The sequence below is a fragment of the Aquipseudomonas ullengensis genome (genome assembly GCF_014174475.1).
In the GTDB taxonomy this organism is placed as follows: domain Bacteria; phylum Pseudomonadota; class Gammaproteobacteria; order Pseudomonadales; family Pseudomonadaceae; genus Aquipseudomonas; species Aquipseudomonas ullengensis.
Genome location: NZ_JACJUD010000001.1, coordinates 630,871 through 654,436, shown reverse-complemented (window position 1 = coordinate 654,436; position 23,566 = coordinate 630,871). Strand labels below are relative to the sequence as shown.

Annotated in this window: 19 protein-coding genes; 10 read left to right on the top strand and 9 right to left on the bottom strand. The window is 63.6% G+C overall.

The annotated features are described in order from the left end of the window. Positions 1–6 precede the first annotated feature (6 nt). Complete coding sequence (locus H3H51_RS02835; RefSeq protein WP_183087497.1) at positions 7–696, bottom strand: YggS family pyridoxal phosphate-dependent enzyme; 690 nt, start codon at positions 694–696, stop codon at positions 7–9. 72 nt (positions 697–768) lie between these two features. Between H3H51_RS02835 and pilT the strand changes: the two genes are divergently transcribed. Next, positions 769–1,803, top strand: coding sequence for a type IV pilus twitching motility protein PilT (gene pilT, locus H3H51_RS02830; RefSeq protein ID WP_183087496.1), 1,035 nt, complete (start codon positions 769–771; stop codon positions 1,801–1,803). A 54-nt stretch (positions 1,804–1,857) separates the two neighbouring features. Then, complete coding sequence (locus H3H51_RS02825) at positions 1,858–3,003, top strand: PilT/PilU family type 4a pilus ATPase (protein WP_183087495.1); 1,146 nt, start codon at positions 1,858–1,860, stop codon at positions 3,001–3,003. 68 nt (positions 3,004–3,071) lie between these two features. On the opposite strand, the gene H3H51_RS02820 is transcribed toward H3H51_RS02825, so the two are convergent. After that, positions 3,072–3,641 carry a C40 family peptidase gene (locus H3H51_RS02820; protein WP_183087494.1) on the bottom strand — a complete coding sequence of 190 codons (570 nt, stop codon included), beginning with the start codon at positions 3,639–3,641 and terminating at the stop codon, positions 3,072–3,074. A 263-nt stretch (positions 3,642–3,904) separates the two neighbouring features. Between H3H51_RS02820 and H3H51_RS02815 the strand changes: the two genes are divergently transcribed. Continuing rightward, positions 3,905–4,306 carry an NINE protein gene (locus H3H51_RS02815; RefSeq protein WP_183087493.1) on the top strand — a complete coding sequence of 134 codons (402 nt, stop codon included), beginning with the start codon at positions 3,905–3,907 and terminating at the stop codon, positions 4,304–4,306. Between the two features lie 56 nt (positions 4,307–4,362). On the opposite strand, the gene H3H51_RS02810 is transcribed toward H3H51_RS02815, so the two are convergent. The 7 genes from H3H51_RS02810 to gshB form a co-directional block, all read right to left on the bottom strand. Further along, positions 4,363–5,634, bottom strand: a complete 1,272-nt coding sequence (locus tag H3H51_RS02810; protein WP_183087492.1) for a dihydroorotase — start codon at positions 5,632–5,634, stop codon at positions 4,363–4,365. After that, positions 5,634–6,635, bottom strand: a complete 1,002-nt coding sequence (locus tag H3H51_RS02805) for an aspartate carbamoyltransferase catalytic subunit (protein WP_183087491.1) — start codon at positions 6,633–6,635, stop codon at positions 5,634–5,636. The genes H3H51_RS02810 and H3H51_RS02805 overlap by 1 nt, the downstream gene beginning before the upstream one ends. Positions 6,636–6,655: 20 nt before the next feature. Continuing rightward, positions 6,656–7,165 carry a bifunctional pyr operon transcriptional regulator/uracil phosphoribosyltransferase PyrR gene (gene pyrR, locus H3H51_RS02800; protein WP_183087490.1) on the bottom strand — a complete coding sequence of 170 codons (510 nt, stop codon included), beginning with the start codon at positions 7,163–7,165 and terminating at the stop codon, positions 6,656–6,658. 17 nt (positions 7,166–7,182) lie between these two features. Then, positions 7,183–7,623: a Holliday junction resolvase RuvX gene (ruvX, locus tag H3H51_RS02795; RefSeq protein WP_183087489.1), complete on the bottom strand. Its 441-nt coding sequence runs from the start codon at positions 7,621–7,623 to the stop codon at positions 7,183–7,185. After that, positions 7,620–8,186, bottom strand: a complete 567-nt coding sequence (locus tag H3H51_RS02790; protein ID WP_183087488.1) for a YqgE/AlgH family protein — start codon at positions 8,184–8,186, stop codon at positions 7,620–7,622. The genes ruvX and H3H51_RS02790 overlap by 4 nt, the downstream gene beginning before the upstream one ends. A gap of 64 nt (positions 8,187–8,250) precedes the next feature. Beyond that, positions 8,251–9,147: an energy transducer TonB gene (locus H3H51_RS02785; RefSeq protein ID WP_183087487.1), complete on the bottom strand. Its 897-nt coding sequence runs from the start codon at positions 9,145–9,147 to the stop codon at positions 8,251–8,253. Between the two features lie 87 nt (positions 9,148–9,234). Then, on the bottom strand, positions 9,235–10,206 hold the full coding sequence (gene gshB / locus H3H51_RS02780; protein ID WP_183087486.1) for a glutathione synthase: 972 nt from the start codon (positions 10,204–10,206) through the stop codon (positions 9,235–9,237). 245 nt (positions 10,207–10,451) lie between these two features. Here gshB and pilG point away from each other — a divergent pair, with 245 nt between their 5' ends. The 7 genes from pilG to H3H51_RS02745 all read left to right on the top strand — a co-directional run bounded on the left by pilG (position 10,452) and on the right by H3H51_RS02745 (position 23,555). Continuing rightward, positions 10,452–10,859 carry a twitching motility response regulator PilG gene (gene pilG / locus H3H51_RS02775; RefSeq protein WP_183087485.1) on the top strand — a complete coding sequence of 136 codons (408 nt, stop codon included), beginning with the start codon at positions 10,452–10,454 and terminating at the stop codon, positions 10,857–10,859. 46 nt (positions 10,860–10,905) lie between these two features. After that, positions 10,906–11,271: a twitching motility response regulator PilH gene (gene pilH / locus H3H51_RS02770; RefSeq protein WP_183087484.1), complete on the top strand. Its 366-nt coding sequence runs from the start codon at positions 10,906–10,908 to the stop codon at positions 11,269–11,271. A gap of 47 nt (positions 11,272–11,318) precedes the next feature. Further along, positions 11,319–11,855 (top strand): chemotaxis protein CheW, encoded by a 537-nt coding sequence (locus tag H3H51_RS02765; protein ID WP_183087483.1) that lies wholly within the window; start codon positions 11,319–11,321, stop codon positions 11,853–11,855. Positions 11,856–11,939: 84 nt separating this feature from the next. Next, entirely contained in the window at positions 11,940–13,982 is a 2,043-nt protein-coding gene (locus H3H51_RS02760; protein ID WP_183087482.1) for a methyl-accepting chemotaxis protein, read from the top strand. A gap of 68 nt (positions 13,983–14,050) precedes the next feature. Next, entirely contained in the window at positions 14,051–14,914 is an 864-nt protein-coding gene (locus H3H51_RS02755) for a CheR family methyltransferase (protein WP_183088021.1), read from the top strand. A gap of 24 nt (positions 14,915–14,938) precedes the next feature. Further along, positions 14,939–22,534 carry an Hpt domain-containing protein gene (locus H3H51_RS02750; RefSeq protein ID WP_183087481.1) on the top strand — a complete coding sequence of 2,532 codons (7,596 nt, stop codon included), beginning with the start codon at positions 14,939–14,941 and terminating at the stop codon, positions 22,532–22,534. Beyond that, entirely contained in the window at positions 22,527–23,555 is a 1,029-nt protein-coding gene (locus tag H3H51_RS02745; RefSeq protein WP_183087480.1) for a chemotaxis protein CheB, read from the top strand. Before H3H51_RS02750 ends, H3H51_RS02745 begins: the two co-directional genes overlap by 8 nt. Positions 23,556–23,566: the final 11 nt, after the last annotated feature.

Below are 23,566 nucleotides of genomic sequence, written 5' to 3'. Positions count from 1 at the left end.
CCCAGGTCAGTGAGCCTGGCCGTAGTCGCGGGCGCCAAACAGGGCGGTACCGATGCGGACCCAGGTGGCGCCTTCGTCGATGGCGGCTTCCAGGTCCTGGCTCATGCCCATGGACAGGGTGTCGAGGTCCAGGTTCAGGCCGTCGCGCAGCTCGCGCAAGCGCGCCAGGGCGGCGTGTTGGGCCGCCGGGTCTTCAGTCGGTTCGGGGATTGTCATCAATCCACGCAGGTGCAGCTGTGGCAGTTGTGTAACCGCCTGTGCCAGCGCGTTCAGTTCATCGGGCTGACAGCCGGCCTTGCTGGCCTCGCCGCTGACATTCACCTGCAGGCAGATGTTCAAGGGCGGCAGGTTTGCAGGGCGCTGGGCAGCCAGGCGTTCGGCGATCTTCAAGCGATCCACCGAATGCACCCAGTCGAAGTGTTCGGCAATCAGCTTGGTCTTGTTCGATTGAATGGGGCCGATGAAGTGCCAGATCAAGTCCAGATCGGTCAATTCGGTCTGCTTGGCGAGGGCTTCCTGCAGGTAGTTTTCGCCAAAATCACGCAGCCCGGCGGCATGGGCTTGGCGAATGGCGGCTGCCGGCTTGGTCTTGCTCACGGCAAGCAGGCCAACCGTCGTCAAATCGCGCTGCGAGGCTTGCGCCGCCTCACGGATACGCGCGCGAACCTTTGCAATATTCTCTGCTATGGTGGACATTACTTGCGCTCTATAGCCCGCCCGTCAGGGGTCTGCGGCATTCTACCTGCTTGCATGTGATTGGGGAGTCCCATGGATATTACTGAGCTGCTCGCCTTCAGCGCCAAACAAGGCGCGTCGGACCTGCACCTCTCGGCGGGTCTGCCGCCGATGATTCGGGTTGATGGTGATGTACGGCGGATCAACCTGCCGCCGCTGGACCACAAACAGGTTCACGCGCTGATCTACGACATCATGAACGACAAGCAGCGCAAGGATTTCGAGGAATACCTCGAAACCGACTTCTCTTTCGAAGTGCCCGGCGTGGCGCGTTTCCGGGTCAACGCCTTCAACCAGAACCGTGGTGCCGGTGCGGTGTTCCGGACCATTCCGTCGAAGGTTTTGAGCATGGAAGACCTCGGCATGGGCGAGGTCTTCAAGAAGATCACCGACGTGCCGCGTGGCCTGGTGCTGGTTACCGGTCCCACCGGTTCGGGTAAGTCGACCACCCTGGCGGCGATGCTCGACTACCTGAACAACAACAAGTACCACCACATCCTCACCATCGAAGACCCGATCGAATTCGTTCACGAGTCGAAGAAGTGCCTGGTCAACCAGCGTGAAGTGCACCGCGACACCCTCGGTTTCTCCGAAGCCCTGCGCTCGGCACTGCGGGAAGACCCGGACATCATCCTGGTGGGTGAGATGCGCGACCTGGAAACCATCCGCCTGGCGCTGACCGCCGCGGAAACCGGTCACCTGGTCTTCGGCACCCTGCACACCACCTCTGCAGCCAAGACCATCGACCGCGTGGTCGACGTGTTCCCGGCCGAAGAGAAATCCATGGTTCGCTCGATGTTGTCCGAGTCGCTGCAGTCGGTGATCTCGCAGACCCTGCTGAAGAAGATCGGCGGCGGTCGCGTGGCGGCCCACGAAATCATGATCGGCACCCCGGCGATCCGGAATCTGATCCGCGAGGACAAGGTGGCGCAGATGTATTCGGCCATCCAGACCGGCGGCTCGCTGGGCATGCAGACCCTCGACATGTGCCTCAAGGGCCTAGTGGCCAAAGGGCTGGTCAGCCGCGAACTGGCCCGCGAAAAAGCCAAGACACCAGAAAACTTCTAAGAACGATGCTGTCGCCCAAGCGGCAGCCGCACACGAGCAAGACGGGCGGAAAAGATGGAATTTGAAAAGCTGCTGCGCTTGATGGTTGAAAAGGGTGGTTCCGACCTGTTCATTACCGCTGGCGTGCCGCCGTCGATGAAGGTCAACGGCAAGATCATGCCGGTGACCAAGAACTCCATGTCACCGGAACAGACCCGCGAAACCGTGCTGTCGGTGATGAACGAGCAGCAGCGCCGCGACTTCGCCGAGAACCACGAGTGCAACTTCGCCATCAGCGCCCGCGGTATCGGTCGTTTCCGCGTCAGCGCCTTCTACCAGCGCAATCTGGTGGGCATGGTGCTGCGGCGGATCGAGACCAACATTCCGACCCTCGACGACCTCAAGCTGCCCGAGATCCTCAAGAAGCTGGCCCTGACCAAGCGCGGCCTGGTGCTGTTCGTCGGTGCGACCGGTACCGGTAAGTCGACCTCGCTGGCGGCGATGATTGGCTACCGCAACAAGAACACCAGTGGCCACATCATCTCCATCGAAGACCCGATCGAGTACATCCACCAGCACCAGAGCTGCATCGTTACCCAGCGTGAAGTGGGCATCGATACCGAGTCCTTCGAAGTGGCGCTGAAGAACACCCTGCGCCAGGCGCCGGACGTGATCCTCATCGGCGAAGTGCGCACCCGCGAGACCATGGACCATGCCGTGGCCTTCGCCGAAACCGGCCACCTGTGCCTGGCTACCCTGCACGCCAACAACGCCAACCAGGCGCTGGACCGGATCATCAACTTCTTCCCGCCGGATCGGCAGAATCAGGTGTGGATGGACCTGTCGCTCAACCTCAAGGCCATCGTCGCCCAGCAACTGGTGCCGACCCCGGACGGCAAGGGGCGTCGCGCGGTGATCGAGGTGCTGATCAACACGCCGCTGGCCGCCGACCTGATCCGCAAGGGCGAGGTGCACGAGCTCAAGGCGCTGATGAAGCGCTCTACCGAGCTGGGCATGCAGACCTTCGACCAGGCGCTGTACAACCTCTACACCCAGGGCGAGATCACCTACGAAGACGCCCTGCTGTACGCCGACTCGGCGAACGACCTGCGCCTGATGATCAAGCTCGGCTCGGAAACCGATGGCGACCACCTGACTAGCATGAGCCAGGGCCTGAGCCTGGAAGTCAGCGAGGAAGATCCGGGTCGCCGCTTCCGCTAAGGGTTTCTGCGGATAACAAAACGCCGCGTTGCAGGGTTCTGCAACGCGGCGTTTTAGTGTGTCCGGGGTTAGATCGGGTTGCTGCCGGGCTCCGGCAGCACGCGCTTGGCCAGGGCGTAGTGCTGGCGCCAGTAGGATTTCTTCAAGGTGTCGATGCGCACAGCCTTGCCGCGACGCGGTGCGTGGATGAAACGGTCGTTGCCCAGGTAGATGGCGACATGATTGACCTTGCGGCTGCGGATGTTGAAGAACAGCAGGTCACCCGGCTCCAGCTCGTCACGCGCGACCTTTTGTCCGTCGGCGCGCGACATGGCGTTGGAGGTGCGCGGCAAATCGACCTCGGCGACCGGGCCGAACACGTAGCGAACCAGCCCGCTGCAGTCGAAACCGCGCTCCGGCGTGCTGCCGCCCCAGCGATAGCGCACACCGAGTGCGGTGAGTGCACGATCCAGAACGCCCTGGTTGGCTTCCGTCACCTGCGCCGCAGGCTCCGGGTTAGAGCTGTTGCGGCTGTGGCCTTGGACGGCGGCGGTGTGCCCGGTAGAGCCAGCCGGTAGCGGCTGATAGCGGTTGCTGGCATGGGCGGTGAGTGGCAAAGATAGAAAGATGACTAGCCAAGTAAAAAAAGTACGACGCATTCGGCAGGGCTCTTGATTAAAAAACGCACAGCTTTATAACAGACTTTTTGTATGTTTTTTGACCACTTATCGATTGTAACTTCGACAACCGCGCAAGCTGATCGAGATAAAGTGCTGTTTTTCTGTGGTCTTGAAGTGAGTAACACTGACCCTGTGTCTTGCGGTAAGTTTCCCCTGATACCCTGCTCCGGCTGATTTTCAGTGGAGCCAAACCGAGGGCTGGGACGCACCCAGTCCCACCAATTCTTTGCCAGGAGGCAAGCATGGACGTACGCCAGGACACTCACAGCAAGGTCATCGGTTATCTGCTGTGGATATTCGGTTTTCTCGGAGCGCACCGCTTCTACTATGGCAAGCCGGTCACCGGGACCATCTGGTTCTTCACCTTTGGCTTGCTGTTCATTGGCTGGATCATCGACCTGTTCCTGATCCCGGCCATGGACCGCGAAGCCGATCTGCGCTTCAACGCCGGCGACACCGACTACAACGTCGCCTGGATCCTGCTGACCTTCCTCGGCGTGTTCGGCGTGCACCGCATGTACCAGGGCAAATGGATCAGCGGCATCCTCTACCTGCTGACGGGCGGTCTGTTTTTGCTCGGCGTGCTGTATGACTTCTGGACCCTGAACACCCAGGTGTCGATCGTCAACGCCAAGCGCAGCTAAAGCGTGTCGATATGAAAAAGCCCGCCAGTTGGCGGGCTTTTTTGTGGTGGGCGAAATCAGCCTGTGAAGCTGATGCGGCCGTCCACCAGGGTGTAGCGCACCTTGCCGGGCAGGCAATGGCCGATGAAAGGGCTGTTGCCGCCTTTGGAGTACCAGGTTTCACCGGCCACGGTCTGGCCTTCGGCCTCGAACAGCAGCAGATCCGCCGGGGCGCCCACGGCCAGGCGGCCGGCAGGCAGGCGCAGGGCCTTGGCCGGGCCGGCGCTGAGGCGCGCCAGCAGGGTCGGCAGGTCGAGCAGGCCGTCCTGCACCAGGGTCAGGGCTAGCGGCAGCAGCAGTTCGACGCTGCTGATGCCTGGCTCGGTGGCGCCGAAGGGCGCCAGCTTGGCGTCCGGCTCGTGGGGCTGGTGGTGGCTGGCGATGGCGCCGATCACGCCGCTCTTTACTGCGGCGCGCAGACCGTCGCGGTCGGCGGCGGTGCGCAGTGGCGGTTGCACGTGGTACAGGCTGGAGAAGCCTTCCAGTGCAGCATCAGTGAGGATCAGCTGGTACATGGCCACATCGGCGGTCACCGGCAGGCCGCGGGCCTGGGCCTGGGCGATCATCTCGGCGCCGCGGGCACTGGTCAGCTGGCTGAAGTGCGCGCGCACGCCGCTCTGCTCGACCAGCAACAGGTTGCGGGCCAGGGCCACGGTTTCTGCCGTCTCGGGAATACCGGCCAGGCCGAGGAAGCTGGCGGTGGCGCCTTCGTGGGCCAGGCCGCCGTCGGCGAGGTCGGCATCCTGGGAGTGGAAGATCACCGTCAGGTCGAACGTCGCCGCGTATTCCAGGGCGCGGCGCAGGGTGCGGTTGTTGGCGAACGGTGCCAGGCCGTTGGCGAAGGCCACGCAGCCGGCATCGCGCAGGGCGACCAGCTCGGCCAGCTGCTCGCCACCGAGGCCCTTGGTCAGTGCGCCGATCGGGAAGACCTTGGCGTGGCCGGCTTCCTGGGCGCGGTCGAGAATCAGCTCGGCCACGGCCGGGGTGTCCAGCACCGGCTTGGTCAGCGGCGGGCAGCACAGGCTGGTGACGCCGCCGGCAGCGGCGGCCAGGGTCTCGCTGGCGATGTTGCCCTTGCGGCTGTAACCGGGTTCGCGCAGGGCCACGGACAGGTCGACCAGGCCGGGCGCGGCAACCAGGCCGCGAGCATCGATATCCTGGTCGGCGACGAAGCCATTTGGCGCCTGGTCGAAGGCGGCGATCTTGCCGCCTTCGAGGTAGAGGTCGCGAACCTGGTCCAGGCCGCTGGCCGGGTCGATCACGCGGGCTCCGAGGATACGGGTACGCATCAGTTCTGCTCCTCGGCAGTCAGTTGGCGCTGCGTGGCCTGGCCGCTCATGGCCATGGACAGCACGGCCATGCGGATGGCGATGCCGTAGGTGACCTGGTTGAGGATCACCGATTGCGGGCCGTCGGCCACCGCCGATTCGATTTCCACGCCACGGTTTATCGGCCCCGGGTGCATCACCAGGGCGTCCGGCTTGGCCAGCTTGAGGCGTTGTTCGGTGAGGCCGTAGAGGCGGTAGAACTCGCCTTCGCTGGGCAGCAGGCCGCCCGTCATGCGCTCGCGCTGCAGGCGCAGCATGATCACCACGTCGACGTCCTTGAGGCCTTCGGCGAGGTCGGTGTAGACCTTCACGCCGTACTGCTCGATGCCCACCGGCAGCAGGGTTTTCGGCCCGATCACGCGGATGTCCGGGCAGCCCAGGGTTTTCAGCGCGAGCATGTTCGAACGCGCCACCCGCGAGTGCAGGATGTCGCCGACGATGGCGACAGACAGGTTCTCGAAGCCACCCTTGTGCCGGCGGATGGTCAGCATGTCGAGCATGCCCTGGGTCGGGTGCGCATGGCGGCCGTCGCCACCGTTGATGATCGCCAGGTTCGGGCAGACATGCTCGGCGATGAAGTGTGCAGCGCCGGAGTCGGCATGGCGCACGACGAAGATGTCGGCGGCCATGGCTTCGAGGTTGCGCAGGGTGTCGAACAGGGTCTCGCCCTTGCTGGTCGAGCTGGTCGACACGTTCAGGCTGATCACGTCGGCGGACAGGCGCTGGGCCGCCAGCTCGAAGGTGGTGCGGGTGCGCGTGGAGTTCTCGAAGAACACGTTGCACACGGTCTTGCCGCGCAGCAGCGGGACTTTCTTCACCGCGCGGGCGCCGACTTCGAGGAAGGAGTCGGCGGTGTCGAGGATTTCCGTCAGCAGCTCGCGCGGCAGGCCGTCGAGCGAGAGGAAGTGGCGCAGCTGGCCCTGGTCGTTGAGCTGCAGCGAACGCTTGGCGTCGAGTGGCATGGGCGAGGCCTTGGTAAGAGCTAGGAGGCGGAAAGGGTTTGCAGCTCGAGGGCGAGCGGCGTGGGGCCGAGCAATTTTACCCGTTCGTTGGGGGCCAGGGCGAGGGTGGCGCCCAGCACGTCGGCCTGGATCGGCAATTCGTGGGCGTTGAGGTCGAGCAGGCTGACCAGAATCACGCTGGCCGGGCGGCCATAGTCGAACAGTTCGTTGAGGGCGGCGCGGATGGTGCGCCCGCTCATCAGTACGTCGTCGATCAGCACCAGGTGCTGGCCGTCGATCTCGAACGGCAGTTCGGACGGGCGCACTTGCGGGTGCAGGCCGTTCTGGGTGAAGTCGTCGCGGTAGAAGGACACGTCGAGAGTGCCCAGTGGCTGCTCCAGGCCGAGCTCTGCCAGCAGCGCTTCGGCGACCCACACGCCGCCCGTGCGGATGCCAATGAAGTGCGCCTGCTCGATGCCATGAGCGTGTAGCAGCTGGCGCAGTTCATCGGCCATGCGTGGTAGCAGTTCGGCGGGGTTAGGCAGGGCCATGTGAGTTCCTCTCGTGATCATTCCGATGGGTTGTCGGCCAGCCAGCCTTCCAGGAGCAGGGCGGCGGCGAGGGCGTCGACCGGGTTTTCCCGATAACCGCCGCGCTGGCCCTGAGCCAGGCGTTCGCCTTTGGCCTCGAAGGTGGTCAGGCGCTCGTCGTGGGTGTGTACGGGCAGGTTGAAGCGACCGTTGAGGCGGCGGGCGAATTTTTCCGCGCGCTCGCTCATCTCACTCTTGGTGCCGTCCATGTTGAGCGGCAGGCCGACGACGATGGCGTCCGGTTGCCATTCCTTGAACAGGGCTTCGACCTTCTGCCAGTCCGGCACGCCATTCTGTGCCTTGAGTACGCACAGTTCGCGGGCCTGGCCGGTGATGACCTGGCCGACGGCGACGCCAATCTGTTTGGTGCCATAGTCGAAGCCGAGCAACAGACGCAGCGGTTTGGCGGGCTTGCTCATGCGTGCCCGGCCTGGGCGGTGAGCAGGCTGAGGTTGACCCCGAGGCGAGCGGCGGCGGCACTCAGGCGCTGGTCGAAGGGCAGATCGAAGAGGATGTCGCTGTCGGCCGGGCAGGTCAGCCAGGCGTTGTCGGTCAGTTCCGCTTCCAGCTGGCCGGCTTCCCAGCCGGCATAGCCGAGGGTGATCAGGTGCTTGCTGGGGCCGTTGCCTTCGGCGATGGCGAAGAGCACGTCCTGGGAGGTGGAGAGGGCCAGTTCGCCCAGCTCCAGGGTCGCCTGGAAGCTGTGTCTGGCGGGGTGCAGGACGAAGCCGCGGTCGGTCTGCACCGGCCCGCCGGCGAAGATCGGCAGGCTCTGGCACAAGGCCGGCGGCGTGTCATCGGGGCGCAGTTGCTCAAGCACGTCGGCCAGGCTGAGGTCGTTGGGGCGGTTGATCACCAGGCCCATGGCGCCTTGCTCGTTGTGCTCGATCAGGTAGGTGACGGTCTGTGCGAAATTCGGATCGGCCATGTGCGGCATGGCGATCAGAAAATGGTGCTTGAGGTAGCTAGCGGCGGTTTTCATGGGGCTAGTTTCGGCTGTGTCGCCGCTCGCTTCAAGCGCTGAGCGGCAATGCCGTGTTGCTGGCTCAGTTGCTGGACAGGCGGTCGCCGCGCTCGAAGCGCCAGGTGCGGATGATCTCCAAGCGGTCGATGTCCGCCAGATCGTTGGTGAAGGGGGCGAACGGGGCGGCCAGGCGCACGATGCGCAGGGCTGCCTGGTCCAGCACATCCTGGCCGGAGGACTCGAGCACCTGTACTTCATAGATGGTGCCGTCACGGTTGATCGACACCAGCAGGCGCAGGCTGCCGTAAACGCGCTGGCGGCGGGCTTCTTCCGGGTAATTGAGATTGCCGACACGCTCGACCTTCTTGCGCCAGTCATTCTTGTACCAGGCGCCCTTGTCGCGCATGGTCGAGGCTGCGTTCAGGCGCAGGATCTTCGGGCGTTTAGCGTAGCGCTGAACGTCCTGGGCCAGGTCGGCCTCCAGGCTGGCGATTTCCGCGGACAGCTGGGTGCTGTCGAATACCGGTGCTGGCGGCGCATCGGGCTTGGGTTGGTCCTTCTCGTGCTTGGTCACAACTTTCTGCGGCTGTGGGCTGCGGGTGGCGACGGCGGCCTTGTGGGTGGTCTCCTTGCGCTGGGTCGGCGGTGGCGCGGAGGCCGGCGTTACCTTGTTGACCTGGGTGTCATGGAAGGGCGCCTGGTGGGTGGTTTTCGGCGTGGCCTTCTTGTCCAGGCTGCCACTGCCCTGCTGGTTGTTCTGGGCGAGGTAGTCGGCCTGCTTGGGTTTCTCCTCGCTCTTGAAGGTGGACAGGGTGATTTCCAGCGTTTTTCTTATCTCCGCCGGGTCGGGCGGAGTGAAAACGATTCCAAGGATGATCACCACATGTACCAGCGTGGCGACGAACAGGGTGAAGCCCAGCCGGTCGGCCGGGCGCACGCCGCTATGGGGCAATTCGGGTGGGAGGGACACAGCGTTCATCGCGTACCGGCAGGCTTCAGATTGCCGCGCAGTCTGCCGGCTCGCGCCGGCGGGCTGCAAGCGGCAAGCGCGAAGCTGCCACCTGCATCAAGGTTTGGTCACGCGGCCGGAGGCCTGCAGCTTGCCTTCGATGGCGTCCATCAGGCGTTCGCCGATGCGGGTGTCGAAGGCCTTGTCGATCTCGCGGATACAGGTTGGGCTGGTTACGTTGATCTCGGTCAGGTGTTCGCCGATCACGTCCAGGCCGACGAACAGCAGGCCCTTTTCACGCAGCGATGGGCCAACCTCGGCCGCAATCCAGCGGTCGCGCTCGGTCAGCGGGCGTGCCTCGCCGGTGCCGCCAGCGGCCAGGTTGCCACGGGTTTCGCCGACTGCCGGAATGCGCGCCAGGCAGTAAGGCACCGGTTCGCCGTCGATCATCAGGATGCGTTTGTCGCCATCCTTGATGCCCGGCAGGTAGCCCTGTGCCATGCACTGCTGGGTGCCGTGGGCGGTGAGCGTCTCGAGGATGACCGACAGGTTCGGATCGCCATCGCGATGGCGAAAGATCGAAGAGCCACCCATGCCATCCAGGGGTTTGAGAATGATGTCACGCTGCTGTTTGGCGAACTCGCGCAGAATGTCTGGCCTGCGGCTGACCAAGGTGGGCGGCATGCAGTGGGGGAATTGCGTGGCGAACAGCTTTTCGTTGCAGTCGCGCAGGCTTTGCGGGCGGTTGACGATCAATACGCCGTCGCGCTCGGCCTGTTCCAGCAGGTAGGTGGAGTAGACGAACTCGTTGTCGAAGGGCGGATCCTTGCGCATCAGGATCACATCCAGCTCGCTCAGCGGCGTGTCGGTCTCGGCGTCCAGTTCAAACCACTGCTGCGGATTGTTGAAGACTTTCAGGGGGCGCATGCGCGCGCGAGCCTCGCCGGCTTGCAGGTAGAGATCCTGCTGCTCCATATAGAAGAGCGTCCAGCCACGAGCCTGGGCGGCTAGCAACATGGCCAGCGAGCTGTCCTTCTTGAAGCTGATCTGCGCAATGGGATCCATGACGATCCCGAGGCGAATGCTCATGGGGGAAATCTCCGCAACCGTGTGCCGGCGAAAAAGGAGGCCGAACTGGCCGTGCCGGGATGCGCAAGGGTGGCTCCAGTGCTCGTGCCGGTCAAGAAAAACCCCCTGTGTCAGGGGCTTATAGATTGCGCTTGTAGAGTGTGCTAAAAAGGCCCGACGATCGGGGTATAGCCCGTCGGTGGCAGGGCCTCAGGCACACTGTATAACGTACAACAACGACTCACCGAGGCGATGGTAGGGCAGACATGGAACAGCATTCCGAGGGTTTGAAGGTCATGGTGATCGACGATTCGAAAACGATTCGTCGCACTGCTGAAACTCTGCTGAAGAAGGTCGGTTGCGAGGTCATCACTGCGGTGGATGGCTTCGACGCGCTGGCCAAGATCGCCGATACCCATCCCAGCATCATCTTCGTTGACATCATGATGCCGCGGCTCGATGGCTACCAGACCTGCGCCCTGATCAAGAACAACAGTGCTTTCAAATCCACTCCGGTGATCATGCTGTCCTCCAAGGACGGTCTGTTCGACAAGGCCAAGGGTCGGATCGTCGGCTCTGACCAGTACCTGACCAAGCCTTTCAGTAAGGAAGAGCTGCTCGGTGCGATCAAGACCCACGTGCCTGAATTCATCCCGGTGGAGCAAGCTTCCTGATTTTTCCGGCCGCAGGCCGGTATGCCTATTCCGTATGGGGAACTCCATGGCTCGTATTTTGATTGTTGATGACTCTCCGACTGAAATGTACAAACTGACTGCCATGCTGGAAAAGCATGGTCATCAGGTGCTCAAGGCAGAAAATGGCGCCGACGGTGTGGCTCTGGCCCGCCAGGAAAAGCCTGATGCCGTGCTGATGGACATCGTCATGCCGGGCCTCAATGGCTTCCAGGCGACTCGCCAGCTGACCAAAGATGCCGAAACCGCGCACATTCCGGTGATCATCGTCACCACCAAGGATCAGGAAACCGACAAGGTCTGGGGCAAGCGCCAGGGCGCGCGTGACTACCTGACCAAGCCGGTCGACGAAGATACGCTGATGAAAACCCTGAACGCGGTGCTGGCCGGCTAAAGCCGCGCCAGTCCGTCGCTCAATAACAAGAAAAGGCCAAGGCCGGCATGTCGGACGCGCAATCTCCCTTCCAGCTCCTCGTTGCAATCGACCAGCGCTGCCGTCTGTTGGCGGCCGGCTTGCCGTCGCAGCAGCGCACGGTGCAAACCTGGAGCGGTATCGGGTTTCGCATGGGCGAGCGCTACTTTGTCGCCCCCATGGGGGAAATCGGCGAAGTCCTGCATGAGCCGCGTCATACCTTGCTGCCCGGCGTGAAGAACTGGGTCAAGGGTGTTGCCAACGTGCGTGGGCGGTTGTTGCCGGTCATGGATCTGTGTGGCTTTTTCGGTTCCGAACTGTCGCCGCTGCGCAAGCAACGGCGGGTGCTGGTGGTGGATCACCAGGAAGTATTTGCCGGGCTGACGGTCGACGAAGTGTTCGGCATGCAGCACTTTCCGGTGGATACCTTCTCCGAGCAGTTGCCACCGCTCGAGGCGGCAATCCAGCCTTTCATTCATGGTGTCTTCCAGCGCGAGCAGCCCTGGTTGGTGTTTAGCCCGCATGCGCTGGCCAAACACCAAGGGTTTCTCGACGTCGCGATATAAAGCTTTTCGGTTGGGTCGGCAGTTGCCGGCCTTTTGGCGTTACATGGGAACCGTAGTGCGGTCGGTCCAGGCGGGGGCCAGATAATGAAAAAAATCAATGCAGGCAATCTTTTGGCAGGCGTGCGCAGTAACACCCTGATCGCAGGACTGTTTATCGTCCTGATCGTGTCGATCGTGTTGTTGTTCGCCAACTTCGCCTACCTCAACACCCAGTCCAACTATGACAAGGAATACATCAGCCACTCCGGTGAGCTGCGTGTTCTGTCTCAGCGGATTGCGAAGAACGCCACCGAAGCGGCGACCGGTAAGGCAGCTGCCTTCCCGCTGCTGAAGGAGGCGCGTAATGGCTTCGAACAGCGCTGGGGCTATCTGACCAAGGGCGACGAAGAAACCGGCCTGCCGGTTGCGCCTGATTCGGTCAAGGCGCAAATGGACGACGTACAGAAGGACTGGGACAGCCTGCGGCAGAACTCCGACGCCATTCTGGCCAGCGAGCAGACCGTACTTTCCCTGCACCAAGTGGCCGCGACCCTGGCGGAAACCATTCCGCAACTGCAGGTCGAGTACGAAGAAGTCGTCGACATCCTCCTGCAGAGCGGTGCGCCGGCAGCCCAGGTCTCGGTCGCCCAGCGTCAATCGCTGTTGGCTGAACGTATCCTCGGCTCGGTGAACAAGGTGCTCGCCGGTGACGATGACTCGGTACAAGCCGCCGACATGTTCGGTCGTGATGCCAGCCTGTTCGGTCGCGTACTCAAGGCGATGATCGAAGGCAACCAGGCCATGGAAATCTCCAAGGTGACCGACACCGAGGCCCTGGAGCGTCTGGCCGAGATTTCCGAACTGTTCCAGTTCGTATCCGGTTCGGTAGACGAGATTCTCGAAACTTCTCCGGAACTGTTCCAGGTTCGTGAATCCGCCAACACCATCTTCAGCGGCTCGCAGACCCTGCTGGACAAGGCTTCCGGCCTGACCAGCAACTTCGAAGACCTGGCTGCTGGTCGTTACTTCAACACCCTGGCCGGTTACGTGCTGGGTGCCATCGCACTGGCCTCGATCATCCTGATCGGTCTGGTGATGGTGCGTGAGACCAACCGCCGACTGGCCTCCACCGCCGAGAAGAACGAACGTAACCAGGCGGCGATTTTGCGTCTGCTCGACGAAATCGCCGACCTCGCCGACGGTGACCTGACCGTGGCCGCGACGGTAACCGAAGACTTCACCGGTGCCATCGCCGACTCCATCAACTACTCCATCGACCAGCTGCGTGACCTGGTAGCGACGATTAACTCGACCGCTGTACAGGTGGCTGCTGCTGCCCAGGAAACCCAGGCAACGGCAATGCACCTGGCCGAGGCATCCGAGCACCAAGCGCAGGAAATCGCCGGTGCATCGGCAGCGATCAACGAAATGGCCGTGTCGATTGACCAGGTATCGGCGAACGCCGCGGAATCTTCCGCGGTAGCGGAACGTTCCGTAGCCATCGCCAACAAGGGTAACGAGGTGGTGCACAACACCATCACCGGCATGGATAACATCCGTGAGCAGATCCAGGACACCTCGAAGCGTATTAAACGCCTCGGTGAATCGTCCCAGGAGATCGGTGACATCGTTAGCCTGATTAACGACATTGCCGACCAGACCAACATCCTCGCACTGAACGCCGCGATCCAGGCCTCCATGGCCGGTGACGCGGGTCGAGGCTTCGCCGTGGTAGCGGACGAGGTACAACGCCTCGCAGAACGTTCCTCCGGTGCAACCAAGCAGATCGAGGCGCTGGTTAAAACGATTCAGACCGACACCAACGAAGCGGTTATCTCCATGGAGCAGACCACTTCCGAAGTAGTGCGCGGTGCCCGCCTGGCGCAAGACGCCGGTGTGGCCCTGGAAGAGATCGAGAAGGTATCCAAGACCCTTGCGGCCTTGATCCAGAACATCTCCAACGCCGCCCGTCAGCAAGCGTCCTCCGCTGGCCACATCTCCAACACCATGAACGTGATTCAGGAAATCACCTCGCAGACCTCCGCAGGTACCACCGCTACCGCCAAGAGCATTGGTAACCTGGCCAAGATGGCCAGTGAGATGCGTCGGTCGGTATCCGGCTTCACCCTGCCGGAAGGCCAGGCCTAATCGGGAGAGGTGCAGCGGCCTGAAAGGGTCGCTGCCCAGGGCACTCGGCCATGAGCGAGGGGCACGGCATGCAGCCAAGCGGCGTCTGGGCCTTGAAACCCCTGGCCGATATGTCTCAGGCAGAGTTTCGTGACTGGCAGGCACTGCTGGAAGACCGTACGGGCGTGGTGATCAACGAGCAGCGTCGGGCTTTCCTGCAGACCAACCTGACCGCGCGGATGCGTGAGTTGGGGGTCGCCGACTATGCCACTTACTACCGCCAGGTAACCGATGGCCCGCGTGGTGCAGTGGAGTGGTCAACGCTGCTGGACCACCTGACCGTTCAAGAAACCCGTTTCTTTCGTCACCGTCCGTCCTTTGATGTGCTGGAAAGTTACCTGCGCGGGCGCCTGGCGACCGATGAGCAGCCGCAACCCTGGGCGCTCTGGAGCGTGGGCTGTTCGAGCGGCGAAGAACCTTACTCGATGGCCATTTGCGCCACCGAGGTGCTGAACGATACCGAGAGCAGCCGCCAATTTGGCGTGACCGGTACCGACATCAGTCTGAATGCACTGAACAAGGCGCGCGAAGCAACATACGGCGCGCGCCGGCTGGAACAGATGGATGCCGACCTGTGCGAGCGTTATTTCGCCGCTCAGGCCGATGGTCGTCGCAAGGTGGTAAGTGATCTGGCGGGGCGTATCTGCTTTGCCCGATTGAATGTGCTGGAACTGGGCAAAGCACCCATGACCGGTATGGACGTTATCTTCTGTCAGAACCTGTTGATCTACTTCCGCCGCTGGCGGCGCCGCGAAATCCTCAACCGCCTGGCCGAGCGCCTGGCACCTGGGGGCTTGCTGGTCGTCGGCGTGGGGGAAGTGGTCGGTTGGCAGCACCCGGATCTTGAACCGGTGGCCGACGATCGGGTTCTGGCGTTTACCCGCAAGGGCTAAGACAAGAATATGAGTGGAGTCGGTATGGGTGATCGGCACGACTATGTCGCCCTGGAGTGGGTCAAAGGCGAAATCGCAGAAACCCTGAAGCAGGCGCGTCAGGCCCTGGAGGCGTTCGTCGAGAACACCCAGGACGCCACGCGCATGCGTTTCTGCCTGACCTACGTGCACCAGGTGCATGGCACCCTGCAGATGGTCGAGTTCTACGGCGCAGCCTTGCTCGCCGAAGAAATGGAGCACCTGGCCCAGGCGCTGCTGGAAGGCCGTGTGCCGAACCAGGGCGAGGCGCTGGAAGTGCTGATGCAGGCCATCCTGCAGCTGCCGGTGTACCTCGAGCGCATCCAGACTGCCCGCCGCGATCTGCCGATGGTGGTGCTGCCGCTGCTCAACGACCTGCGCACCGCGCGCGGCGAGAAGCTGCTGTCGGAAACCAGCCTGTTTTCCCCGGACCTGTCTGGCCGTCAGCCGGCCCTGTCCCACGAATCCCTGGACAAACTGCGCACTGCGGAATTGCCGGTGTTGCTGCGCAAGCTGCGGCAGATGCTGCAGATGGCCCTGGTCGGGGTTATCCGCAACCAGGACCTGGGCACCAACCTGGGCTACATGGCGCGTGTCTTCGCGCGCCTGGAAACCCTCTGCCGCGAAGCCCCGCTGGGCCCGCTGTGGCAGATCGCCTCCGGCCTGGTCGAAGGCCTGGCCAACAGCAGCGTGGTCAACAGCGCTTCGGTGCGCACCCTGCTGCGCCAGGTCGACAAGGAGCTCAAGCGCCTGGTCGAACAGGGCGCCGATGGCATCAACCAAAGCGCACCGGACGAGCTGACCAAGAACCTGCTGTTCTATGTGGCCAAGGCGCCGGCGCAGTCGCCACGCATTCGTGCGCTCAAGGACCAGTACCGCCTGGATGACGCCTTGCCGGACAGCGTGGTGGTCGATGAGGAACGTGCCCGCCTGGCCGGTCCGGACCGTGACGCCATGCGTTCGGTGGTTGCCGCCCTGTGCGAAGAGCTGGTGCGGGTCAAGGACAGCCTCGACCTGTTCGTGCGCAGCGACCGCAAACAGGTTGCCGAGCTGGATTCCCTGCTGGCGCCGCTGAAACAGATTGCCGACACCCTGGCCGTGCTGGGCTTCGGCCAGCCGCGCAAGGTCATCCTCGACCAGATCGACGTGGTGCATGGCCTGTCCCTTGGCAAGCATGAGCCCAGCGACGCTGTGCTGATGGATGTCGCTGGCGCCCTGCTGTATGTCGAAGCCACCCTGGCCGGCATGGTCGGCCCGAGCGACGACGGCCCGAACGAACAGAGCCACCTGCCCACCACCGATGTGGCGCAGATTCACCAGTTGGTGATCAAGGAAGCGCGTACCGGCCTGGAACAGGCCAAGGACGCGATCATCGAGTTCATCGCCTCGCAGTGGAACCACGAGCACCTGGCGCGCGTGCCGGAGCTGCTGACCCAGGTCCGCGGCGGTCTGGCCATGATCCCGTTGGCCCGTGCTGCTAGCCTGCTGCAGGCCTGCAACCGCTATATCGAAGAGCAGTTGCTGGCGCGCAAGGCCGTGCCCAACTGGCAGAACCTCGACACCCTGGCCGACGCCATCACCAGCGTCGAGTACTACCTCGAGCGCCTGGCCGAAGACCACGCGAGCCAGGGCGACCTGATTCTTGATGTCGCCGAAGAGAGCCTGGAAAGCCTGGGCTACCCGCTCAAGGAAAAGCCGTCGATCCTCGACCGCGTCGAAGAGCCGTATCAGGAAAGCATCGCGCCACTGGCTGACCCGCTGCAGGACATCGAAGTGCTGCCCGCCGAAGAGCTGTCAGCTGCCGAAGAGCTGGAGCTGCAGCCATTAGACGAAGCGCCGCTGGAGCTCAGCGCTGCAGTCGAGCCTGCCATGCCGAATGAGGAGCAGGCCGAGGATGGCCTGAGCTTCGAGTTTGGCGAGCTGTCGCTCGACGACGCTGCACCCGCTGCCGAGAGTAGCGAACTGCTGGTTTCCGATGACAACTGGAGCCTGGGCGAACTGCAGACCGAGGAGCCCGAATCCTTCGACCTGAGCCTGGATGCGCCGCTGGAACTGCACGAGCCGGCCGAGACCCTGTCTTTCGACGACCTGCAGCCCCTGGTCGAAGCGCCGCTGGAGAGTCTCGACGAGCCTCAGGAACTGAGCCTGGACTCGCTGGAAAGCACGCCCGAGAGCTGGGACGAGCTGGAACTCTCCGCGTTGCAGCTGCCCGAAGTCGAGCTGTCGACCACGCCATTCGAGCCTGTCGTCGCCGAGCCGCTGGCCGACAAGCCGTTGTCCATGGCCGACGTCATGGCCACGCCGGTGCAGGCGATCAACCCGCCTGCCCAGGACGTACCGCCGAGCCTGCTGCCGCCGCCGCCCGGGGAAGAGCCGATCGACGACGAGCTGCTGGAAGTCTTTGTCGAAGAAGTGGGCGAAGTCCTCGAGACCATCGCCGAGTACCTGCCGCGCTGGTGTGCCGATACCGAGAACAAGGAAGCGCTGACCGAAATTCGTCGCGCCTTCCACACCCTCAAAGGCAGCGGTCGCATGGTCCGCGCGCTGGTTATCGGCGAGCTGGGCTGGTCCATCGAAAACCTGCTCAACCGTGTCCTCGATCGCAGCATCGAGCCCGGCGCTGCTGTGCAGCAAGTGGTGGGCGATGTCGTGGCGCTGATGCCGGAACTGGTCGAAGAGTTCGCCGGCAAGGCCCAACGCCAGCGCGACGACGTCGACCTGCTGGCCGCCACCGCCCACGCCCTGGCGCGTGGTCAGGTGCCACCGGCTGGCACAGCCGCTGTACAGGCTGAGCCCGAACTGGAAGAGGTGCTGGTCGAGGCTGAGCCGCTCGCTGCCTTCGAAGACGATGGCCTCGACCCGCAACTGCTGGAAATCTTCCGCAACGAAGCCGAGACCCACCTCGATACCCTGGTCGGCTTTCTCGCTGATTGCGCCCAGGAACTGCCGCAACCGGTGACCGACTCCCTGCAGCGTGCCTTGCACACGCTCAAGGGCAGCGCACACATGGCGGGCATCCTGCCGATCGCGGAAATCGCCACGCCGCTGGAGAAGCTGGTCAAGGAGTTCAAGACCAACCTGATCCCGATGGATCTGGCTGAAGCCGAACTGCTGCACACGGCCGAACAACTGTTCCGCGTCGGCCTCGAGCAACTGGAAAGCCAGCCGCTGGCGGTGATTCCGGGTGCTGCCGAGTTCCTCGAGCGCGTGCACAAGTTGCACCAGGAACGCCTGGAAAGCGCCGAAAGCGCGCGCCAGGACGAACATGGCGAGAGCCGTGACCCGCAACTGATCTCGATCTTCCTGGCCGAGGGCATGGACATCCTGCTCGACGCCGAAGACCTGCTGCACAAATGGCGCGAACACCCCAGCGAACAGCAAGAGCTGACCGCACTGCTGGATGAACTGACAACCCTCGGCCGTGGCGCCGAGATGGCCGAGCTGCCGCAGATCGACGAGCTATGCCAGGCATTGCTGGCGCTGTACAAGGCGGTCGAAGACGGTCGTCTGGCCATCAGTGAGCGCTTCTTCAGCGAAGCCGAAGCGGCCCACGAAGCCCTGATCAGCATGATGGACCAGGTTGCCGCGGCGCTGCAGGTCACTCCGCAGCCGGAGCGCGTCGCCGCCCTGCACGCCTTGCTCGACGAAGCTCTGGACCCGGCATCGCTGGCCCTGCTGGAGGGCGATACGCCCGGCCTGGAAGTGATTGAACTGGATGACGCCGCGTTGAGCGACGTGTCCTGGCCGATCGAAGAGTTGACGGCAGAGCCTGCAGCCGAAATCGAACAGGAACTGCCAGCGATCACCGAGCCCAGCGCTTTTGCTGCCGAGCCGGTGAGTGGCGGCGGCCTGCTGGAAAACCTCGACGCGGAAATGGTCGAGATCTTCCTCGAAGAAGCTGTCGATATTCTCGACAGCGCCGGCCAGGCCCTAGATCGCTGGCTCAGCGACCCGGACAACGGCATGGCGCTGTCTTCCCTGCAGCGTGACCTGCACACCCTCAAGGGTGGTGCGCGCATGGCCGAGATTCGTGCCATCGGCGACCTTGCCCACGAGCTTGAGTCTCTTTACGAAGGCCTGGTGGATCGCCGCTTCAGCTACTCGCCGACCCTGGCCAGCCTGCTGCAACAGAGTCACGACAGCCTGGCCGTGCTGCTGGAGCAGCTGCAGCGCAACCAGCCACTGCATGACCCGATCGAACTGATCGAGGCGATTCGCAGCTTCCGCCAGAGCGGCGGAGTAGCGCCGGCTGCCGAGCTGTCGACCGTTGCTGCCGCGCTGCAGCCGGATATCGAAGAGGCGACCGAAGCCCTGGCCCTGCCCGAGCTGGAAAGCGAAGAACTGCTGCCCGAGCTGGACCTCGACGACAGCAGTGAAGCGTTGGTCGAAGGTGCCCAGGAAATCGACCTGGCCGAATTGGCCGAGGCCGAATTCGTCACGCCCGATCTCTCTGACCTGCCATCGCTGCAGCCGGATGATCAACTCGAGCCGTTGGCCGAGCAGTTGACCCACGAAGAGCTGGAAGAACTGCCGCAACTGAGCCAGGACGAGTGGTCGCTGGACGGCGCGCTACCTGAACTGGGCGCCGAGCCGCTGGCAGAAAACCTGCAGGCGGACGCCGATAGCGAGCCGCCGCTGGACGATGAAGCTGCTCCGGCACCGTCGCCGGGTTTTGACTCGCTTCCGGTTGCCGAAGAGCTGCCGGAAGCCGCTGACCCATTCGTGCAGCCGGTTGCTGCCGAAGCTCCCCCGGTATTCCAGGCGCCCGTCCCGGCTCCAGTAGTGGATGACCGTGATCCTGAGCTGGTGGAGATCTTCCTCGAAGAAGGTTTCGACATCATGGACAGTGCCGGCGCCGCCTTGCAGCGCTGGATGGGCGATGTCGACAACACCCTTGAGGTCGAGGCCCTGCAACGTGACCTGCACACCCTCAAGGGTGGTGCACGGATGGCGGAGATCCGCGAAATCGGTGATCTGGCCCACGAGCTGGAGTTCCTCTACGAGGGCGTCGGCGACGGTCGCCTGCGGGCCAACAATGATCTATTTGCCTTGCTGCAGGTCTGTCACGATCGTCTTTCCGAGATGCTCGATGCCGTGCGCGGCAACCGCGTGGTGCCAGACGGCGCTGCGCTGATCGAGACCATCAAGCAATTCCGTGCCAACCCCGATGCGCAGCTGAGCATTCCTTCCAGCGTGCACTTGCAACCGGTGGTGGACGACGCCACGAGCGACGAGGTCGATATCCTCGACATCTTCCTCGAGGAAGGCGACGACCTGCTGGAGGCCATGGAGGCCGCCATTGGCCGCTGGGAAGCCAGCCGTGAAGATGGCGCGGCCATCGACGAAATGCTGCGCATCCTGCACACCCTCAAAGGTGGTGCGCGCCTGGCCGGGCAGAAGCGCCTGGGCGATCTGACCCATGACCTGGAACAACACCTGACCGAGGCGCAGCAACAAGGTGCGCCATGGCCGGACAGCCTGTTCCTCGATGTGCAGTCCGGTTTCGAGGGCCTGCAGAACGAACTCGACGTGCTGCGCCAGCGCCTCGACGACAGCCATGTCGCCGACCTGCAAGCCGCTGCGCTGGAAGAGTTCGTCGAGCCCGAGCCCGTCGCACCGACACAAGTTACCCTGAGCACGCCGATCGTCGCAGCCAGCAGCCTGCCGCAGACTGCGCAGGAAACCCGCGTGTTGCCGTTCGTCCAGCGCGCTGCTGAAGCCGCTGCCGAAGCCGCTTCGCGCCGGGCGCCGCAGGAACTGGTCAAGGTGCCGGCCGACCTGCTTGAAGGCCTGGTCAACCTGGCCGGTGAAACCTCGATCTTCCGCGGTCGGGTCGAACAGCAGGTCAGCGACTTCGGCTTCACCCTCGGCGAGATGGAAGCGACCATCGAGCGGGTGCGCGACCAGCTGCGCCGCCTCGATATCGAAACCCAGGCGCAGATCCTCAGCCGCTACCAGGCCGAGGCCGAGCGCGCCGGCTACGAAGATTTCGACCCGCTGGAAATGGACCGTCACTCGCAACTGCAGCAGCTCTCACGCGCGCTGTTCGAGTCGGCGTCCGACTTGCTCGATCTGAAGGAAACCCTGGCCACGCGTAACCGCGATGCCGAGACCCTGTTGCTGCAACAGGCGCGGGTCAACACCGAACTGCAGGAAGGTCTGATGCGCACCCGCATGGTGCCGTTCGACCGCCTGGTGCCACGCCTGCGCCGCATCGTCCGGCAGGTCGCCGCGGAACTGGGCAAGCAGGTGGAATTCCACGTCGGTAACGCCGAAGGCGAGATGGACCGTACCGTCCTCGAGCGTATCGTCGCGCCGCTGGAACACATGTTGCGCAACGCCGTCGACCACGGCATCGAAGCCACCGACACGCGTCGCGCCAACGGCAAGTCGGAAGTCGGCAACATCCGCCTGACCCTGGGCCGCGAGGGTGGTGACATCCTCCTGACCCTGAGCGACGACGGTGGCGGCATCCGCCTCGACGCGGTGCGTCGCAAGGCCATCGAGCGCGGCCTGATGGACAGCGACTCCGACCTCACCGACCACGAAGTGCTGCAGTTCATCCTCGAGGCGGGTTTCTCCACCGCCGAGAAGGTCACGCAGATTTCCGGGCGTGGCGTCGGTATGGACGTGGTGCACTCCGAGGTCAAGCAGCTCGGCGGCTCGATGAGCATCGAGTCGACCGTGGGCGAGGGCACGCGCTTCCTTATCCGCCTGCCGTTCACCGTGTCGGTCAACCGTGCGTTGATGGTGCTCTCGGGTGAAGACCTGTACGCCATCCCGCTGAACACCATCGAAGGTATCGTGCGGGTCTCGCCGTACGAGCTGGAGGCCTACTACGGTCCGGACGCGCCGCGCTTCGAATACGCCGGTCAGGCCTACGAGCTGAAATACCTCGGCGACCTGCTGAATAACGGCCAGCAGCCCAAGCTGATCGGCCAGAGCCTGCCGCTGCCGGTGATCCTGGTGCGTTCCAGCGAACACGCCGTGGCGGTGCAGGTGGACAGCCTGGCTGGCTCGCGCGAAATCGTGGTGAAGAGCCTGGGTCTGCAGTTCGCTGCGGTGCACGGCATCTCCGGTGCGACCATCCTCGGCGACGGTCGCGTGGTGGTGATTCTCGACCTGCTGGCGACCATCCGCGTGCGCCACGCGCACATGCTCGGTCAGATGCATATGCCGCGCCTGGCCAGCCACACGCCGCAGACCGCCGCGGAAATCGAGGCGGACCGGCCGACCCTGGTCATGGTGGTCGACGACTCGGTTACCGTGCGCAAGGTCACCAGCCGCCTGCTCGAACGCAACGGCATGAACGTGCTGACCGCCAAGGACGGGGTCGACGCCATCGCCCAGCTGCAGGAGCACCGCCCGGACATCATGCTGCTGGACATCGAGATGCCGCGCATGGACGGCTTCGAGGTCGCCACGCTGGTACGCCACGACGAACGCCTCAAGGACCTGCCGATCATCATGATCACCTCGCGTACCGGTGAGAAACACCGTGAGCGGGCCATGGCCATCGGCGTCAACGAGTACCTGGGCAAGCCTTACCAAGAGTCGGACCTGCTCGAAAACATCCTGAAACTGGTCAAACGCCATGACTGAGAGCCGCGCAGCAAGGATTGCCGTCATCGCCGACACCTCGTTGCAGCGCCATGTGCTGCAACAGGCTTTGTCCGGCAGTGGCTACCAGGTGGTGCTTAACAGCGACCCGGCGCGCCTCGATGAGGAAGCCCTGGCCGCCTGCGAAGCCGATCTGTGGCTGGTGGACCTGGCCCAGTCGGAAGACTCGCCGCTGGTCGACAGCCTGCTGGAGCGTTCCACCGTGCCGGTGCTGTTCGGCGAGGGGCACGCCCCGGAGCGTCATTCGGAAAATTACCCACGCTGGGAACGCAGCCTGTTCAGCAAGCTCAAGCGCCTGATCGGTGACCCGGCGCAGGCCGTTGGCCCGAGCCTGGAAGCTTTGCTTGCCGAAGCGCAGCGCCCCGGTCGCCTGGAATTGCCGGCTGCGCTGGCCGATACCCCGCTGGTGGCGGGTGAGGCCGCCAAGCAGGTGTGGCTGCTGGCTGCCTCGCTGGGCGGTCCGGCGGCGGTCAAGGCCTTCCTCGATGCCTTGCCGGGCGGTCTGCCGGTCGGTTTTGTCTATGCCCAGCATATCGATGCCGCCTTCGAAACAGCCTTGCCCCAAGCGGTTGGCCGGCACAGCCAGTGGCACGTCAACCCGGTGCGCCACGGCGATACGCTGCGTTGCGGCGAGGTGGTGATCGTGCCGATCAGCCATGAGCTGGGTTTTACTGAAGACGGCGCCATGCAGGTGGCCGATCGTGGCTGGCCGGAGCCCTACAGCCCTTCCATCGACCAGATGATGCTCAACCTGGCGCAGCAGTTCGGCGCCCATTGCGGCGTGATCGCCTTCAGCGGCATGGGCAGCGATGGCAGTGCCGCCGCCGCTTATGTACGCCGCCAGGGTGGCCTGATCTGGACCCAGCGTGGCGACAGCTGCGCCTGCCCGAGCATGCCGGACAGCCTGCGTGAAGGCGGTTACAGCGTTTTCAGTGGCGACCCGCGCGAGCTGGCCGAAGCCCTGGTCAACCATCTGGCCGCGCAGTGCGTTGACGCCGAGTAAAGGATCGTTCC

Excerpts from the sequence above, each read along its gene's own strand:
- H3H51_RS02790 (WP_183087488.1), bottom strand. The coding sequence starts at position 8,186 with ATGAAAACCGCCGCTAGCTACCTCAAGCACCATTTTCTGATCGCCATG.
- H3H51_RS02760 (WP_183087482.1), top strand. The coding sequence starts at position 11,940 with ATGAAAAAAATCAATGCAGGCAATCTTTTGGCAGGCGTGCGCAGTAAC.
- H3H51_RS02750 (WP_183087481.1), top strand. The coding sequence starts at position 14,939 with ATGGGTGATCGGCACGACTATGTCGCCCTGGAGTGGGTCAAAGGCGAA.
- H3H51_RS02815 (WP_183087493.1), top strand. The coding sequence starts at position 3,905 with ATGGACGTACGCCAGGACACTCACAGCAAGGTCATCGGTTATCTGCTG.
- H3H51_RS02745 (WP_183087480.1), top strand. The coding sequence starts at position 22,527 with ATGACTGAGAGCCGCGCAGCAAGGATTGCCGTCATCGCCGACACCTCG.
- pilT (WP_183087496.1), top strand. The coding sequence starts at position 769 with ATGGATATTACTGAGCTGCTCGCCTTCAGCGCCAAACAAGGCGCGTCG.
- pilG (WP_183087485.1), top strand. The coding sequence starts at position 10,452 with ATGGAACAGCATTCCGAGGGTTTGAAGGTCATGGTGATCGACGATTCG.
- ruvX (WP_183087489.1), bottom strand. The coding sequence starts at position 7,623 with ATGAGCAAGCCCGCCAAACCGCTGCGTCTGTTGCTCGGCTTCGACTAT.
- H3H51_RS02825 (WP_183087495.1), top strand. The coding sequence starts at position 1,858 with ATGGAATTTGAAAAGCTGCTGCGCTTGATGGTTGAAAAGGGTGGTTCC.
- gshB (WP_183087486.1), bottom strand. The coding sequence starts at position 10,206 with ATGAGCATTCGCCTCGGGATCGTCATGGATCCCATTGCGCAGATCAGC.
- H3H51_RS02820 (WP_183087494.1), bottom strand. The coding sequence starts at position 3,641 with ATGCGTCGTACTTTTTTTACTTGGCTAGTCATCTTTCTATCTTTGCCA.
- H3H51_RS02785 (WP_183087487.1), bottom strand. The coding sequence starts at position 9,147 with ATGAACGCTGTGTCCCTCCCACCCGAATTGCCCCATAGCGGCGTGCGC.
- pilH (WP_183087484.1), top strand. The coding sequence starts at position 10,906 with ATGGCTCGTATTTTGATTGTTGATGACTCTCCGACTGAAATGTACAAA.
- H3H51_RS02765 (WP_183087483.1), top strand. The coding sequence starts at position 11,319 with ATGTCGGACGCGCAATCTCCCTTCCAGCTCCTCGTTGCAATCGACCAG.
- H3H51_RS02805 (WP_183087491.1), bottom strand. The coding sequence starts at position 6,635 with ATGCCACTCGACGCCAAGCGTTCGCTGCAGCTCAACGACCAGGGCCAG.
- H3H51_RS02835 (WP_183087497.1), bottom strand. The coding sequence starts at position 696 with ATGTCCACCATAGCAGAGAATATTGCAAAGGTTCGCGCGCGTATCCGT.
- H3H51_RS02810 (WP_183087492.1), bottom strand. The coding sequence starts at position 5,634 with ATGCGTACCCGTATCCTCGGAGCCCGCGTGATCGACCCGGCCAGCGGC.
- H3H51_RS02755 (WP_183088021.1), top strand. The coding sequence starts at position 14,051 with ATGCAGCCAAGCGGCGTCTGGGCCTTGAAACCCCTGGCCGATATGTCT.
- pyrR (WP_183087490.1), bottom strand. The coding sequence starts at position 7,165 with ATGGCCCTGCCTAACCCCGCCGAACTGCTACCACGCATGGCCGATGAA.